This window comes from Variovorax sp. GW460-12-1-14-LB1 (genome assembly GCF_059423605.1).
On record NZ_JBWKYF010000016.1, the window covers coordinates 76329 to 91408 of the forward strand.

Annotated in this window: 13 protein-coding genes; 10 read left to right on the forward strand and 3 right to left on the reverse strand. The window is 69.2% G+C overall.

Annotated features, from left to right (window positions below; all coding sequences use genetic code 11):
* Positions 1 to 100: 100 nt before the first annotated feature.
* Positions 101 to 1675: a GMC family oxidoreductase gene (locus AC07Y4_RS11140; protein ID WP_487850342.1), complete on the reverse strand. Its 1575-nt coding sequence runs from the start codon at positions 1673 to 1675 to the stop codon at positions 101 to 103.
* Positions 1676 to 1682: 7 nt separating this feature from the next.
* The gene (locus AC07Y4_RS11145) at positions 1683 to 2669 is read right to left on the reverse strand and encodes a Bug family tripartite tricarboxylate transporter substrate binding protein (RefSeq protein ID WP_487850343.1); all 987 of its coding nucleotides are present in this window, start codon (positions 2667 to 2669) and stop codon (positions 1683 to 1685) included.
* A 107-nt stretch (positions 2670 to 2776) separates the two neighbouring features.
* Between AC07Y4_RS11145 and AC07Y4_RS11150 the strand changes: the two genes are divergently transcribed.
* Complete coding sequence (locus tag AC07Y4_RS11150) at positions 2777 to 3718, forward strand: LysR family transcriptional regulator (RefSeq protein ID WP_487850344.1); 942 nt, start codon at positions 2777 to 2779, stop codon at positions 3716 to 3718.
* Positions 3719 to 3731: 13 nt separating this feature from the next.
* Here the strand turns inward: AC07Y4_RS11150 and AC07Y4_RS11155 are convergent, their stop codons facing one another.
* A complete protein-coding gene (locus AC07Y4_RS11155; RefSeq protein WP_487850345.1) occupies positions 3732 to 4766 on the reverse strand; it encodes a transporter in 1035 nt (344 codons plus the stop codon).
* A gap of 194 nt (positions 4767 to 4960) precedes the next feature.
* Between AC07Y4_RS11155 and ppk2 the strand changes: the two genes are divergently transcribed.
* From ppk2 to urtE, 9 genes are all read left to right on the forward strand, one after another.
* Positions 4961 to 5887, forward strand: a complete 927-nt coding sequence (ppk2, locus tag AC07Y4_RS11160) for a polyphosphate kinase 2 (RefSeq protein WP_390345904.1) — start codon at positions 4961 to 4963, stop codon at positions 5885 to 5887.
* Between the two features lie 49 nt (positions 5888 to 5936).
* The gene (locus tag AC07Y4_RS11165) at positions 5937 to 6971 is read left to right on the forward strand and encodes an extracellular catalytic domain type 1 short-chain-length polyhydroxyalkanoate depolymerase (protein ID WP_070061595.1); all 1035 of its coding nucleotides are present in this window, start codon (positions 5937 to 5939) and stop codon (positions 6969 to 6971) included.
* 72 nt (positions 6972 to 7043) lie between these two features.
* On the forward strand, positions 7044 to 8480 hold the full coding sequence (locus AC07Y4_RS11170) for an MFS transporter (RefSeq protein WP_487850346.1): 1437 nt from the start codon (positions 7044 to 7046) through the stop codon (positions 8478 to 8480).
* Positions 8481 to 8524: 44 nt separating this feature from the next.
* Positions 8525 to 8848: a nucleotide pyrophosphohydrolase gene (locus tag AC07Y4_RS11175; RefSeq protein WP_487850347.1), complete on the forward strand. Its 324-nt coding sequence runs from the start codon at positions 8525 to 8527 to the stop codon at positions 8846 to 8848.
* A gap of 117 nt (positions 8849 to 8965) precedes the next feature.
* Positions 8966 to 10234: an urea ABC transporter substrate-binding protein gene (urtA, locus tag AC07Y4_RS11180; RefSeq protein ID WP_013543023.1), complete on the forward strand. Its 1269-nt coding sequence runs from the start codon at positions 8966 to 8968 to the stop codon at positions 10232 to 10234.
* Positions 10235 to 10396: 162 nt separating this feature from the next.
* The gene (urtB, locus tag AC07Y4_RS11185; RefSeq protein ID WP_487850383.1) at positions 10397 to 11944 is read left to right on the forward strand and encodes an urea ABC transporter permease subunit UrtB; all 1548 of its coding nucleotides are present in this window, start codon (positions 10397 to 10399) and stop codon (positions 11942 to 11944) included.
* On the forward strand, positions 11941 to 13173 hold the full coding sequence (urtC, locus tag AC07Y4_RS11190) for an urea ABC transporter permease subunit UrtC (protein WP_487850348.1): 1233 nt from the start codon (positions 11941 to 11943) through the stop codon (positions 13171 to 13173). Before urtB ends, urtC begins: the two co-directional genes overlap by 4 nt.
* A complete protein-coding gene (gene urtD / locus AC07Y4_RS11195; RefSeq protein ID WP_139702780.1) occupies positions 13170 to 14048 on the forward strand; it encodes an urea ABC transporter ATP-binding protein UrtD in 879 nt (292 codons plus the stop codon). Before urtC ends, urtD begins: the two co-directional genes overlap by 4 nt.
* Positions 14049 to 14311: 263 nt before the next feature.
* Positions 14312 to 15004 carry an urea ABC transporter ATP-binding subunit UrtE gene (urtE, locus tag AC07Y4_RS11200; protein ID WP_062472198.1) on the forward strand — a complete coding sequence of 231 codons (693 nt, stop codon included), beginning with the start codon at positions 14312 to 14314 and terminating at the stop codon, positions 15002 to 15004.
* The last annotated feature ends 76 nt before the right edge of the window (positions 15005 to 15080 follow it).

Here is a 15080-nt window from a genome sequence, read left to right on the forward strand (position 1 = left end):
CGCCCGCCGACACCGGCGTGTGGATGCTTCCGTCTGCTACTAGATAAATAGCATTAACCTCATCGCCCAAGCGGCTTGGCGCGCGCCGTCCCGTGGCCGCTCAGGCGCGCAGGTCGTGCCTGACGAGGTCGGCGGCGCGCTCGGCGATCATGATGATCGGCGCGTTCGTGTTGCCCGACACCAGCCGCGGCATCACCGAGCCGTCCACCACGCGCAGCCCCTGCAGGCCATGGACCCGCAGGCGGGCATCCACCACCGCGGCGGCGTCGTCGGCGGGGCCCATGGCGCAGGTGCCCACCGGATGGAAGATGCTGCCGCCGCGGCGGCGCACCCAGTCCAGCAGCTGCGCGTCGCTGGCCAGCGCGGGCCCGGGCTCGTGCTCCTGCGCCAGGTAGCGCGCCAGCGGCGGCGCGGCGGCGATCTCGCGCATCTTGCGCACCAGCCGCACGGCCAGTGCGCGGTCGGCTTCGTGCGACAGGTAGCGCGGCCGGATCGACGGCGCCGCCAGCGGATCGGCCGAGCGCAGCATGATCTCGCCGCGGCTGTGCGGGCGCAGCAGGCAGGCCGACAGCGTCACGCCCGGGAACGGGTGCGGCGGCTGGTGCGGCCGTTCGAAGCTCACCAGCCCGAAGTGGATCTGCGCATCGGGCCACCCCGCGGCGTCGTCGCCCGCCGCAAAGAAGGCCCCGGCGCGGTAGACGCCGCCGTTCAGCGCGCCGCCGCGCGTCAGCAGGTAGCGCATGAACTCGCGCGCGCTGCGCCAGCGGCTGTGGGCGATGTCGTTGAGCGTCTCGATGCCCTGGCAGCGGTAGCTGGGCCGCACCTGCAGGTGGTCCTGCAGGTTGCGCCCCACGCCCTCGAGCGGCGCCACCACCGGCAGGCCCAGGCGGCCCAGCAGCCCGGCCGGCCCCACGCCCGAGAGCTGCAGCAGCTGCGGCGACTGGATGGCGCCGGCGCTGAGGATCACCTCGTGCCGTGCTGAAACGCGTTCGACCTTGCCGTCGCGCACGCAGTCCACGCCGACGGCACGCCGCCCCTCGAAGCACACGCGGGTCGCTTGCGCGCCCGACAGCACGCGCAGGTTGGGCCGGCCCCGCGCCGGCGCCAGGAAGGCCCGTCCGGTGTCCATGCGCCGGCCGTGGCGCGTCGTCATCCGGAAGTAGCCGGCGCCGCTGTTGTCGCCGCCGTTGAAGTCGGCCGTGGGCGCGATGCCGGCATGCGCCGCCGCGGCGATGAAGGCATCGGACAGCGCATCGCGCGGCAGCGCGGACACCCACAGCGGCCCGTCGGCCGCGGGCTGCGACCGGTCGAAGTACGGGCGCACGCTGTCCCAGTCCCAGCCCGGGTTGCCGAGGGCAGCCCACTGGTCGTAGTCGGCGCGATGGCCGCGCAGGTACAGCATGCCGTTGATGAGGCTGGAGCCGCCGGGCCCCCGGCCGCGCGGCCAGGGCAGGCGGCGCTGCGCCATGTCCGGCTCGGGGTCGGTTTCGAAGCGCCAGTCGTGCCGGGGGTGGCCCACCGTCTTGAAGTAGCCGATGGGAATGCGCAGCCACGGGTTGCGCGAGGGCCGCCCCGCCTCGACCAGCACCACCTGCAGCGCGGGGTCTTCGCTCAGGCGGGCGGCCAGCACGCAGCCCGCCGAGCCGCCCCCGACGATCACGATGTCTGCCTGCATCGCGCGCTCAGTCGGCCTTGATGCCGGCGTTGCGGCCCAGGCGCAGCCACTTGTCCGACTCGGCCGCCAGCACGGTGCGAAAGCGCGCCGGCGTCATCGGCTCCGGCTCGAGCGCCAGCGTGGCCAGGCGCTCGCGCACCTCGGGGGCGGCCAGCGCCTTGGCGAGCGCATCGCCGAGCCGCTCGACGATCTCGCGCGGCGTGCCGCTGCGCACCGTCATGCCGTCGAAGGAGCGCAGCTCGAAGCCCGCGTAGCCCTGCTCGATCATCGTGGGCACGGCGGGCAGGGCCGGCAGGCGGTGCGCGCCGGTCACCGCGAGCGCGCGCAGCTTGCCGGCCTGGATGTGGGGCAGCGCCGCCGACGCGGTCAGGAACATGGTGTCCAGGCGGCCGGCCAGCAGGTCGCCCACCGCCATCGGGAACTGGTTGTACGGCACGTGCGTGAGCTGGCTGCCGGTCTGCTGGGCGAACAGCGCGCCGGCCAGGTGCGCCGGCGTGCCGTTGCCGCCGGAGCCGAAGCTCAGCGTGCCCGGCCGGGCCTTGGCCGCGGCCTCCAGTTCGCGCGGCGAGCCCAGCGTCGAGGCGGCGGGCGCCACCAGCACGTTGTAGCTCCAGGCCGTCATGCCGACCGGCTCCAGGCTCTTGAGCAGGTCCAGCGACTGGCCGGGGAACAGCAGCGGCGCCACCAGCGAGGCCGACGACAGCATGTAGACCGTGTAGCCGTCGGCCGGCTGGCGCAGCACCTCGCCCAGGCCCACGGTGCCGGCCGCGCCCGGCCGGTTCTCGACGAACACGGTCTGGCCCAGCCCGCCCGCCATGCGCTCGGCCACCACGCGGCCCGCCACGTCTGCCGGCGTGCCGGGCGCCCACGGCACGATCAGGCGCACGGGCCTGGACGGGTACGCCTGGGCCGCGGCGCCGGCGGGCAGCAGGCCGGCCAGCAGGGTGGCGGCCATGAGGGCGGCGCAAAGGGATCGCTTCGTCGGTTCGGTCATCGCGGGTCTCCGGGGTGCCAGGGCGGTGGGCGGATTCTGGGCAGGCCGGGGGAGGGCGACAAATGAGAAATCCGAGCGTACTCATACCGTTACCGATATAAATGGGCATGGCCTCCTTCCTGGAACGAAACCTCACGCTGCGCCAGTTGCGGCTGCTCAGCCAGCTGGGCCGCACGCTCAGCCTGAGCAAGTCGGCCGAACTGCTCAACACCACCCAGCCCGCGCTGTCCCGCACGCTGGCCCAGCTCGAGGCCACGCTGCAGGTGCGCCTGTTCGAGCGCACCACCAAGCGCATCTCGCCCACGGCGGCGGGGCTGAGCATGGTCCGGCACGCCGACCGCGTGCTGGGCGAGCTGATGCTGGCCGAGGAGTCGCTGCGCGACCTGCGCGTGGGCGTGAGCGGCGAGCTGCGCCTGGGCGTGCTGCCCGTGTTCTCGGCGCAGCGGCTCGCGGCCGCGCTGCTGCAGGCCTCGCAGATGCTGCCCCACGTGCGCCCGATGGTGCAGACGCTGGAGATCGAGGACCTGCACGGCGCGCTGCAGGACGGGCGCATCGACCTCATGCTCGCGCACGCGGAGTGGACGGTCGACCTCAACCGCGTCGAGGTCACGCCGCTGTACGAAGAGTTCAGCAGCATCGTGGCGGCGCCGCGGCACCGGCTGGCGCTCAAGCGCGCGCCGACCTGGGCCGAGGCCGCCAACGAGCGCTGGGTGCTGCCGCCGCACCGCACGCCGCTGCGGCCCAAGCTGGACCGCATGCTGTCGGTGCACCGCCGCCCGGGCGGGCCGCATCCGGCCGACATCCAGGCCGACTCGGGCCCGCTCGCGCTGCACCTCGTGCGCAGCTCGGGCCTGCTGTGGGCCACCGCCAACCACTACGCCGAAGACTTCGAGCGGCGCGGGCTCGTGCGCCGCATCGCCATGCCGGGCGAACTGCTGCGCGGCCCCATGTGCGCCTTCCGCCTGCGCAGCGAGGCGATGAACACGCCCACGCGCGTCTTCCTGCAATGCATGCAGGACGCGGCCGCCGCGCCGCTGCCGCCGGATTGAGTGCGACCGCGCCTCAGCGCTTCTTGCGAAACGCCGTCCAGGCGGCCACGGCGGTGAAGGTGGCGACGATCGCCACCACGATCCAGAACCCGTGCCTGTGCTCCGCCAGCGGAATGCCGCCCACGTTCATGCCGAACAGGCCGGCCAGGATGTTGATCGGCAGCGCCAGCACCGTGACCACCGTCAGCACGAACAGGCTGCGGTTGTTGTCCTCGTTGACGTTGGCGGCGATTTCTTCCTGCAGCAGCTTGATGCGCTCCTGCAGCGCCTGCATGTCGCGCAGCACCACCGAGAACTCCTCGGTCGAGCCGCGCAGCTCCTGCACGTCGGGCTCGGCCATCCAGGCCGGCGGGCCCTGCAGCAGGCGGAACAGCGCGGCCGGCTCGGGCGCCAGCAGCCGCTGCAGCCGCACCAGCAGCCGGCGCAGCACGCCCAGCCGTGCGCGCTTGTGGTCCAGGCGGCCGGCCAGCAGCTCGTCCTCGATGCGGTCGATGCGCGAGGTCACGCCGCGCACGATCTTCACCAGCACGTCGGCCTGCGCGCGCAGCAGGTGCTCGAGCAGCTCGGTGCTGGAGCGCGGCGCCTCGCCTGCCTTCACGGCCGTGCGCAGCGCGTCGACCGAGCGCAGCGGCTTGGTGCGCGCCGTGACCACCAGGCGCGGGCCGACGCTGATCCACAGCGTCGAAATGTCCGAGGGCTCGAAGCTGAACTCGAAGTGCACGTCGTTGATGACCGCGATCAGCGAGTCGTCGGCGCGCTCGATGCGCGTGGAGGGCAGGCCTTCGTGCAGCGTCTCGTAGAAGGTGTCCGACAGGGCGGCGTGCCGCACCAGCCAGCGTTCGGCGTGTGCATGGCTCAGGTTGAAGTGCAGCCACACGTAGGCGTTGCTGTCGCCGAGCTGGCCGGCGTCCGCCAGCCACGCGGCGGCCTGTGCCGAATCGACCGCCCGCGCGGGTTCCGGCGCCGCGGCGTCGAACAGGTAGCCGCAGATCAGCCCGGCTTCGTCGCCGCCATAGGACTGCGCGGCGAGGTCATGAAATACCGACAAGGTGCGTGGTCAGAAAAGACATGTGAACAGGCAGACGCCCGTTTGGCGGGCTGCCAGCGTGCCCCGGATGGTGTTCGTGCCATGTGACAACGGCGTGTCGGCTTACAGAAAACAGCCGCAAAACCGTCACGCCGCCGTCATGTGGCGGGTGCAGCATGCTTTTTGTCTACCCGCCACTCTTGCCCCTTTTCATCATGCTGACGAGCGCACTTCCCGACCACGAAGACCTGATGCAACGCATCGCCCGCGACCTGATCGACAGCTACGACGAAGAACTCGAGCTGGAGATCGAAGACCGCAACCTCGAGGGGCTCGACCCCGCCTCGGCGGCGTCTTCCGTGTCCGACAAGGCGGCGCGCCAGGCCTACTTCAAGGAACTCTTTCGCCTGCAGGGCGAGCTGGTCAAGCTGCAGGACTGGGTGCAGCACAGCAAGCAGAAGGTGGTCATCCTTTTCGAAGGCCGCGACGCGGCGGGCAAGGGCGGTGTCATCAAGCGCATCACCCAGCGCCTGAACCCGCGCGTGGCCCGCGTGGCCGCGCTGCCCGCGCCCAACGACCGCGAACGCACGCAGTGGTACTTCCAGCGCTACGTGGCGCACCTGCCGGCCGCCGGCGAGATGGTGCTGTTCGACCGCAGCTGGTACAACCGCGCCGGCGTCGAGCGCGTGATGGGCTTTTGCAGCGATGACGAGTACGAGGAGTTCTTCCGCACCGTCCCTGAGTTCGAGAAGATGCTCGTGCGCTCGGGCATCAAGGTCATCAAGTACTGGTTCTCCATCACCGACGACGAGCAGCACATGCGTTTCCTGGGCCGCATCCACGACCCGCTCAAGCAGTGGAAGCTCAGCCCCATGGACCTCGAAAGCCGCCGCCGCTGGGAGGAGTACACCAAGGCCAAGGAGATCATGCTGGAGCGCACCCACATCCCCGAGGCGCCGTGGTGGGTGGTGCAGGCCGTCGACAAGAAGAAGGCGCGCCTGAACTGCATCAGCCACCTGCTGGGCCAGCTGCCCTACCAGGAAGTGGCGCACGCGCCGGTCGAGTTGCCGGCGCGCGAGCGGCACGACGACTACCTTCGCCAGCCCGTCCCTGCCAGCATGATCGTCCCGGAAATCTACTGAGGCCTTCGCGGCCGTTTGGCCGCCCGGCGCTTTGCCTGCACACTGCGCCATGGCCCGTCGCTCCACCGCTTCTTTCTTCGCCCGCGCCTACGAGCGCAACCTGAAGGCGCTCACCAAGCTCACGCTGAGCAACGGCAAGCGCGTGGCCGGCCAGGTGCAACGCGCGACCGCCAAGCGGCTCAAGCCGCCGCCCGGCAAGGGCGACTGGATCAGTGGCATGGCGATGGGCGCGGGCGGGGCGCGCGGCTATCACCTGTTCCGTCCGGCCGACCTGGTGCTGCAGCCCGGCGAGAAACTCCCGCTCATGGTCATGCTGCACGGCTGCGGCCAGACCGGTCGCGACTTCGCGGCCAGCACGCGCATGAACGCGCTCGCCGTGCGCCAGCGCTTTCTCGTGCTCTACCCCGAGCAGGACCGCATCGCCCATCCGCAGGGCTGCTGGAACTGGTACGAGCGCCGCTCCGGCAAGGCCGACGCCGAGGCCGCCACGCTGATGGCCGCTGTCGACCAGGCCTGCATGCTGTACCCCGTCGACCGCGATCGCGTGGCCGTGGCCGGCCTGTCGGCGGGCGCGAGCATGGCGGCGCTGCTGGCCACGCGCTACCCGAACCGTTTTCGCGCGGTGGTCATGCACTCGGGCGTGGCGCCCGGCGCCGCGAAGTCGTCGGCCACCGCGCTCGGCGCCATGCGCGGACAGCACGTGCCGCCGATGCCCGTCACCGCGGTCGGCAAGGCCATGGGCGCGGCGGCCGTCTTCACGACGCTGCCGCCGATGCTGGTGCTGCACGGCGACGCCGACGCCGTGGTGGCGCCCAGCAACGCCATGAGCAGCGCGGCCGTCTGGGCCACCGCCGTGGGCGCGCACGCCGGCATGGCGCGCGACCTGCAACGCGGCCAGCGCCGCGCCATGCGCGTGACCGACTTCAAGCGCCAGGGCCGCACGCTGGTCACGCTGTGCGAGATCGCAGGGCTCGGCCACTCGTGGAGCGGCGGGTCGCGCGGGCAGTTGTTCAGCGACCCGCTCGGGCCCGACGCCACGCGCATGACGTGGGCCTTTGCGTCCGCGCAGTTCGACAAGCGCTGAACGCGCGGCGCCCTGCGCGCATGACCTCGCAGGTCATTGCCGTGACGCCGCCCGGTGCCGACAGTGGGGGCCATGACCTCGTCGAACCCCGCCGTTTCTTCTGCCTCATCGATCGCGTCCGCCACACCGGGCCGGCTGGGCCTGTGGGTCATGCTCAGCGGCACCTTCCTGGTGGTGCTCGATTTCTTCATCGTCAACGTCGCGCTGCCGTCCATGCAGCACGACCTGCAGGCCAGCGCGGGCACGCTGCAGCTGGTGGTGGCGGGCTACGGCCTGGCCACCGCCGCGGGCCTGGTCACGGGCGGGCGGCTGGGCGACCTGTTCGGCCGGCGCCGCATGTTCATGCTCGGCTTGCTGCTGTTCACGCTCGCCTCGGCCGCCTGCGGCGTGGCGCCGAACGCCGGGCTGCTCGTGGCCGCGCGCCTGCTGCAGGGCCTGGCCGGCGCGCTGCTGCAGCCGCAGGTGCTCGCGATGATCGGTCTCGCCTACACGGGCGAAGACCGGGCGCGCGCCTTCGCGGCCTACGGGCTCACGCTGGGCCTGGGCGCCACGCTGGGGCAGCTGGTGGGCGGCGTGCTGATCCATGCCGACCTCGCGGGGCTCGGCTGGCGCAGCTGCTTTCTCATCAACGTGCCCATCGGCCTGCTGGCACTCGTGCTCGCGCCGCGCGTGGTGCCGCCGCTGGCGCAGGGCCGCGGCGACAGCCGGCTCGACCTTGCCGGCATGGCGCTGGTCGCGGCCGGATCGGTGGCCGTGGTGCTGCCGCTGGTCGAAGGGCGCCAGCAGGGCTGGCCGCTGTGGAGCTGGCTGTGCCTGGCCGCCGCGGTGCCGCTGTGGGGCCTCTTCGCGGGGCAGCAGCGCCGCCTTGCGGCACGCGGCGGTGCGCCGCTGGTGGCGCCGGCGCTGCTCGCCAACCGCCGCTTCGTGACCGAGCTGCTCACCACGCTGGCCTTCTATGCGGGCAACGCCTCGTTCTACTTCGTGCTCGCGCTCTACCTGCAGCAGGGGATGGGGCTGGGCGCGCTCCACTCGGGCATCGTCTTCACGGCGCTGGCCGTCGGCTTCTTCGCGACCTCGATGGCCGGCGCCCGCATCGCTCACCGCTTCGGCGGCACGCCCCCGATCGCGCTCGGCGCCCTCGTGCTCGCGGCGGGGCATGCGTTGCAGTGCGCCAACGTGGCCGGCTGGCCGGGGCATGCGCATGTCGTGGCGTGGATGGTGCCGCTGCTGTTCGTGCAGGGCGCGGGGCTCGGCATGGTGATGGCGCCCCTGGTGTCCACCGTGCTGGCCGGCCTGCCGCCGCAGCACGCGGGTGTGGCCTCGGGCGTGCTGTCGATGGTGCAGCAGGCGGGCAATGCGCTGGGGGTGGCGTTGGTGGGGATCCTGTTTTATGGGCAGCTGGGAGGCGAGGGGGACTACACAGCCGCGTTCGGTGTGGCGCTGGTTTATCTGATGGTGTCGGCGCTGCTGGTGGCGGTGCTGCATGGGCGGGGAGGTCGCATGGCGTAGCCGGGTAGCCATGCCAAACTCGCGGCAGACCCCGCAGGATTGACATGGCCACCGAACTTCAAGCACTGACCCAGGCCTTGCGCGACTTCGCGCAAGCCCGCGACTGGGAGCAATTCCACTCCCCCAAGAACCTCGCCGCCGCGCTGTCGGTCGAAGCCGCCGAGCTGCTCGAGCATTTCCAGTGGCTCACCGAAGCGCAGAGCTGGGCGCTCCCTGAAGACAAGCGCGCCGAGATCGGCACCGAGATCGCGGACGTCCTGCTCTACCTGCTGCAGCTGGCCGACAAGCTCGGCATCGATCCGGTCGAGGCGGCCAAGCGCAAGATGCTCGCCAACGCCGTGAAGTACCCGGTGCCGCCACCCGCCTGAGTACCTCCGTGTACGCCACCCGGCGTATTTCCCCTTTGTGGTGCGTTCCGCAGACTCCTCTCCATCGCCAGCCCCGCGCTGTCGACAAGGTTCAACCCACCCGGAGCAGGAGTCCACATGCAACGTCGTTTCACCCTCAAGGCGCTCACCGCCGCCGTCGCGCTGGCCAGCATTTCTGCTGCACCCGCATTCGCTGCCGACACCATCAAGGTCGGCGTGCTGCACTCGCTGTCGGGCACGATGGCCATCTCGGAAACCGTGTTGAAGGACACGGTGCTGATGGCCATCGACGACATCAACAAGAAGGGCGGCGTGCTGGGCAAGCAGCTCGAGCCAGTGGTGGTCGACCCGGCCTCCAACTGGCCGCTGTTCGCTGAAAAGACCAAGCAGCTGCTCGGCCAGGACAAGGTCTCGGTGATCTTCGGCTGCTGGACCTCGGTGTCGCGCAAGTCGGTGCTGCCGGTGGTCGAGGAAATGAACGGCCTCCTGTTCTACCCCGTGCAGTACGAGGGTGAAGAGCTCTCCAAGAACGTGTTCTACACGGGCGCCGCGCCCAACCAGCAAGCCATTCCGGCCGTCGACTACCTCATGAGCAAGGAAGGCGGCGGCGCCAAGCGCTGGGTGCTGCTGGGCACCGACTACGTGTACCCCCGCACCACCAACAAGATCCTGCGCGCCTACCTCAAGAGCAAGGGCGTGGCCGACAAGGACATCGACGAGAAGTACACCCCCTTCGGCCACAGCGACTACCAGACCATCGTCGCCGACATCAAGAAGTTCTCGGCCGGCGGAAAGACGGCGGTGGTGTCGACCATCAACGGCGACTCCAACGTGCCCTTCTACAAGGAACTGGGCAACGCGGGCCTGAAGGCCAAGGATGTGCCGGTGGTCGCCTTCTCGGTGGGCGAGGAAGAACTGCGCGGCGTGGACACCAAGCCGCTCGTGGGCCACCTCGCGGCATGGAACTACTTCATGTCGATCAAGAACCCGACCAACACGGCGTTCATCAAGCAGTGGAGCGACTACGCCAAGGCCAAGAACATCGCCGGCCACAAGGACAAGCCGCTCACGAACGATCCGATGGAAGCCACATGGATCGGCATCCATATGTGGAAGCAGGCGGTCGAGAAGGCCAAGTCGACCGACACCGACAAGGTGATCGCGGCGATGGCCGGCCAGACCTTCACGGCCCCCTCGGGCATCGTCTCGAAGATGGACGAGAAGAACCACCACCTGCACAAGAGCGTGTTCATCGGCGAGATCAAGGCCGACGGCCAGTTCAGCGTGGTGTGGAAGACGCCGGGCCCGGTCAAGGCCAAGCCGTGGAGCCCGTACATCGAAGGCAACGACAAGAAGCCTGATTACCCCGCTGGCAAGTCGATGTAACTGGGGCTCGCCCCCAGGCTGCGCGCACTTCGTGTCGCTTCGCCAACCCCCTACCGGGGGCAACACCTGAGGCCCGGCAAAGCCGGTTCCTCGGTGTTCCCGAATGAGAGAAACGCTGTGCATTCATTACTGCGCTCAATTTGTTCCTGCACGACGGCGCTGCTGTTGCTGGCAGCAGCGCCCGCCCACGCGCTGACCGCCGACGAAGCCCGGGCCATCGCCTCCGGCGAATCCGAAGCCCGCATCGCCGCGCTCAATAAGGCCGTCCTCACCGCCGACGACAAGACCGCCGCGTTCATCCAGGCGATGTCCGACGACGCCGTGAAGTACACCGAAGACAAGGTTTTCGTGATGAAGGACGACAAAGGCTACGACCCCGTCACCGGCACTGAACTGAAGGTGCCCGACACCGCCGAGGACGTCGTCAACAACAACCTCATGCGCGGCGCGCTCGATGCCGCGCAGGCCGCGCTCAAGCTCACGAGCACCGACGACGCGGTGCGCGCCGAAGCCGCACAGGCGCTCTTCAAGGAGCCCGACGAGTCGCGCATTCCGATGGTCGAGAAGGCGCTGGCCGCCGAGACCAATCCCAAGATCAAGGCGCAGCTCGAACTCGTGCGCGCCGCCAGCATGCTCACCAGCGCCGACAAGGCCAAGCGCCTGGCCGCCGCCAAGGAGCTGGGCAACAACCGCAGCCCCGACACCAAGCTGCTGCTCAACCAGCGCCTGGCCGACGAGACCGAAGCCGACGTGAAGGCGGCCATCACCGCATCGATCGCGAACATCGACGGCGCGCTGGTCTGGGGCGACCGCATCAACGCCGTGTTCAGCGGCATCAGCCTGGGGTCGGTGCTGCTGCTCGCTGCGCTCGGCCTGGCCATCACCTACGGGCTCATGGGCGTCATCAACATGGCGCACGGCGAGCTGATGATGATCGGCGCCTACGCCACCTACGTGATGCAGGGCATCTTCCAGAAGTACATGCCCGAGGCGGCGTTCGGCTGGTACCTGGTGGCCGCCATTCCCGTGTCGTTCATTGCATCGGCGCTCGTGGGCGCAGTGCTCGAGCGTGGCGTGATCCGCTTCCTCTACGGCCGTCCGCTCGAGACGCTGCTGGCCACCTGGGGCATCAGCCTGATGCTGCAGCAGCTCGTGCGCTCGCTCTTCGGTGCGCAGAACGTCGGCGTGGAAAACCCCGGCTGGATGAGCGGCGGCTTCACCATGCTCAGCAACGTGACGCTGCCGTGGAACCGCATCTGCATCATCGTCTTCGCGGCGCTGGTGCTGCTCGCGATGGGCTGGCTCATCGGCAAGACGCGCCTGGGCCTGTTCGTGCGCGGTGTCACGCAGAACCGCCCGATTGCTTCGTGTATGGGCGTGAACACGGCGCGCATCGACACCTACGCCTTCGCGCTCGGCTCCGGTATCGCCGGCCTGGCGGGCTGCGCGCTGAGCCAGATCGGCAACGTCGGCCCCGACTTGGGCCAGAGCTACATCGTCGACAGCTTCATGGTGGTCGTGATGGGCGGCGTCGGCCAGCTCGCGGGCACCGTGTATGCGGCGCTGGGGCTGGGCATTCTCAACAAGTTCATCGAGGGCTGGGCGGGCGCGGTGCTCGCAAAGATCGCGGTGCTTGTCTTCATCATCATCTTCATCCAGAAGCGGCCACAAGGCATCTTCGCGATGAAGGGCCGGAGCGCTGAGGCATGAGCAAGGTCGTACTTCCCACCAAGGGGCCGCTCTTGAGCGGCAAGGGCTGGACGGCCTTCTTCGTCGCGCTCATCGTGGTGTGCGCCGTGGCGCCCGTGCTCAACATGTGGGTGCCGGCCGACAGCCCGCTGCACATGAGCGACTACGCCGTGGCGCTGGTCGGCAAGATCATGTGCTACGCCATCTGCGCGCTGGCGATGGACTTGATCTGGGGCTACACCGGCATCCTGTCGCTCGGCCACGGCCTGTTCTTCGCGCTGGGCGGCTACATGATGGGCATGTACCTCATGCGCCAGATCGGCCGCGACGGCAACTACAAGAGCGACCTGCCCGACTTCATGGTGTTCCTCGACTGGAAGGAACTGCCCTGGCACTGGACCTTCAGCGGCAGCTTCGGCATGACGCTGCTGCTCATCGTGGCGGTGCCCGGCCTCATCGCCTTCGTGTTCGGCTTCTTCGCCTTCCGCTCGCGCATCAAGGGCGTGTACTTCTCGATCATCACGCAGGCCATGACCTTCGCCGCGATGCTGCTGTTCTTCCGCAACGAGACGGGCTTCGGCGGCAACAACGGCTTCACCGACTTCAAGCGCATCCTGAACATCCCGATCGCCACGCAGGAGATGCGCATGACGCTGTTCGCGCTCACCGGCCTCACGCTGCTGGGCTTCTTCCTCTTTGCCAAGTGGCTCATCGGCAGCAAGTTCGGCCGCGTGCTGCAGGCCATTCGCGACGCCGAGACGCGCGTGATGTTCTCGGGCTACAACCCGTTGCCGTACAAGCTCACGATCTGGGTCATCTCCGCCGTGATGTGCGGCGTGGCCGGCGCGCTGTACGTGCCGCAGGTCGGCATCATCAACCCGGGCGAGATGAGCGCGGCCAACTCCATCGAGATCGCCGTGTGGGCCGCAGTCGGTGGGCGCGCCACGCTGATCGGGCCGATCCTCGGCGCCTTCATCGTCAACGGCGCCAAGAGCTGGCTCACCGTGGCCTACCCCGAGTACTGGCTGTACTTCCTGGGCGCCTTGTTCATTGCTGTCACGCTGTTCCTGCCGAACGGCATCGTGGGGTTGGTGCGCAAGTGGCTCTCGCGCGAGAAGACGGAGAAGGCTGCGGCGCCGGCCGCGAAGGAAGCGCGGCGCGAGCCCGCCGCCGCGCACCCCGCGCATGCCGAGCCCGAAGCGACGGTGCAGGCGCCCCTGGTTGCCGACGTGAAGGGAGCCCGCGCATGACGCCCGACCTGATGGAAGCCGGCGCCGAGCGCGCCGCACGCGCAGCCGGCCTGCACGCGGCCACGGGCCAGACCGAATCGGGCGGCCGCACCGCAGGCTTCAGCCGCATCGCCACGCCGGGCGAGGTCGACGTCACCCACGGCCGCATCCTGTACCTGGAAGACGTGAGCGTGAGCTTCGACGGCTTCAAGGCCATCAACAAGCTCTCGCTCGACATCGCACCGGGCGAGCTGCGCTGCATCATCGGCCCCAATGGCGCGGGCAAGACCACGATGATGGACATCATCACCGGCAAGACGCGCCCCGATTCGGGCACCGTGTTCTTCGGCAGCACCATCGACCTGCTGCGCCACCGCGAAGCCGACATTGCCCAGCTGGGCATCGGCCGCAAGTTCCAGAAGCCGACGGTGTTCGAGCACCTGACCGTGTTCGAGAACCTCGAACTCGCGCTCAAGACCGACAAGGGCGTGCGCGCCTCGATGCTGTTCAGGCTCGACTCGGCGCAGAGCGACCGCCTGGCCGAAGTGCTGGAGACGATTCACCTGGCCGACAGCGTCTCGCGCCTGGCCGGCAACCTGAGCCACGGCCAGAAGCAGTGGCTCGAGATCGGCATGCTGCTCATGCAGGACCCGAAGCTGCTGCTGCTCGACGAGCCCGTGGCCGGCATGACCGACGAGGAAACCGCGCGCACGGCCGAGCTGTTCCTCACGCTCAAGGGCAAGCATTCGCTGATGGTGGTGGAGCACGACATGAGCTTCATCCGCACCATCTCCGAGATCGTGACCGTGCTGTGCGATGGCTCGGTGCTCGCGCAGGGCACGCTCGACGAAGTGCAGGCCGACGAGCGCGTGATCGAGGTCTACCTTGGCCGGTGAACTTGTCGCCGCGGCCAGAGCCGCCGGCATCAACGCCACGACCAGCGCCCGGTGTGCGGTGCGGCGTGGGCGGCCCCTCTGTGCCGCCGAGGAGCGCAGCGTTTCGCGGATCAGGGCTCGCAGCTGTCTGAGCGCAGCGAGTTCTGCGAGACCCCGCGAAACGCGAGCACCGCAGGGCAGCCCGAAGGGCCGGCACAGTGGGGCCGACCGCGCCGTGCCGCACACCGGGTGCCCCCGATAAAGACCAAGGAAAGCATCCCACCATGCTGACAGTCAAGAACATCCACCAGTATTACGGCGGCTCCCACATCCTCAGAGACGTGAGCTTCGAAGCCACGCTCGGCAAGGTCACGGTCCTGCTCGGCCGCAACGGCGTAGGCAAGACCACGCTGCTGAAGTCGCTCATGGGCCTCGTGCCCATCAAGAGCGGCAGCATCGAGCTCGAAGGCAAGCCGATCCACAAGGCCACGCCGTACGACAGGGCCAGGGCCGGCATCGGCTTCGTGCCGCAGGGCCGCGAGATCTTCGCGCGGCTCACGGTCGAGGAGAACCTGCGCATGGGCTTGGCCTACAAGAGCGGCGGCACGCCCATTCCTGCGGAGCTGTTCGAACTGTTCCCTGTGCTCAAGCAGATGATCAACAGAAGAGGCGGCGACCTTTCGGGCGGGCAGCAGCAGCAACTGGCGATCGCCCGCGCCCTCGCGCCCAAGCCCAAGCTGCTGATCCTCGACGAGCCCACCGAGGGCATCCAGCCCAGCATCATCAAGGACATCGGCCGCGTCATCCGCATGCTGGCCGACCGCGGCGACATGGCCATCGTGCTGTGCGAGCAGTACTACGACTTCGCGCAGGAGCTGGCCGACGACTACCTCGTGATGGAGCGCGGAGAAGTCATTGCGCGCGGCCTGGGCAAGGACATGGAAGCGCAGGGCGTGCGCCAGCTGGTTGCCATCTGAATTGCAAGACGGTACCGACGCGCCGCACGAGAGCATCTTCATAATTTAAGGGTTTACCCTAGAATCGGGCCTTGCC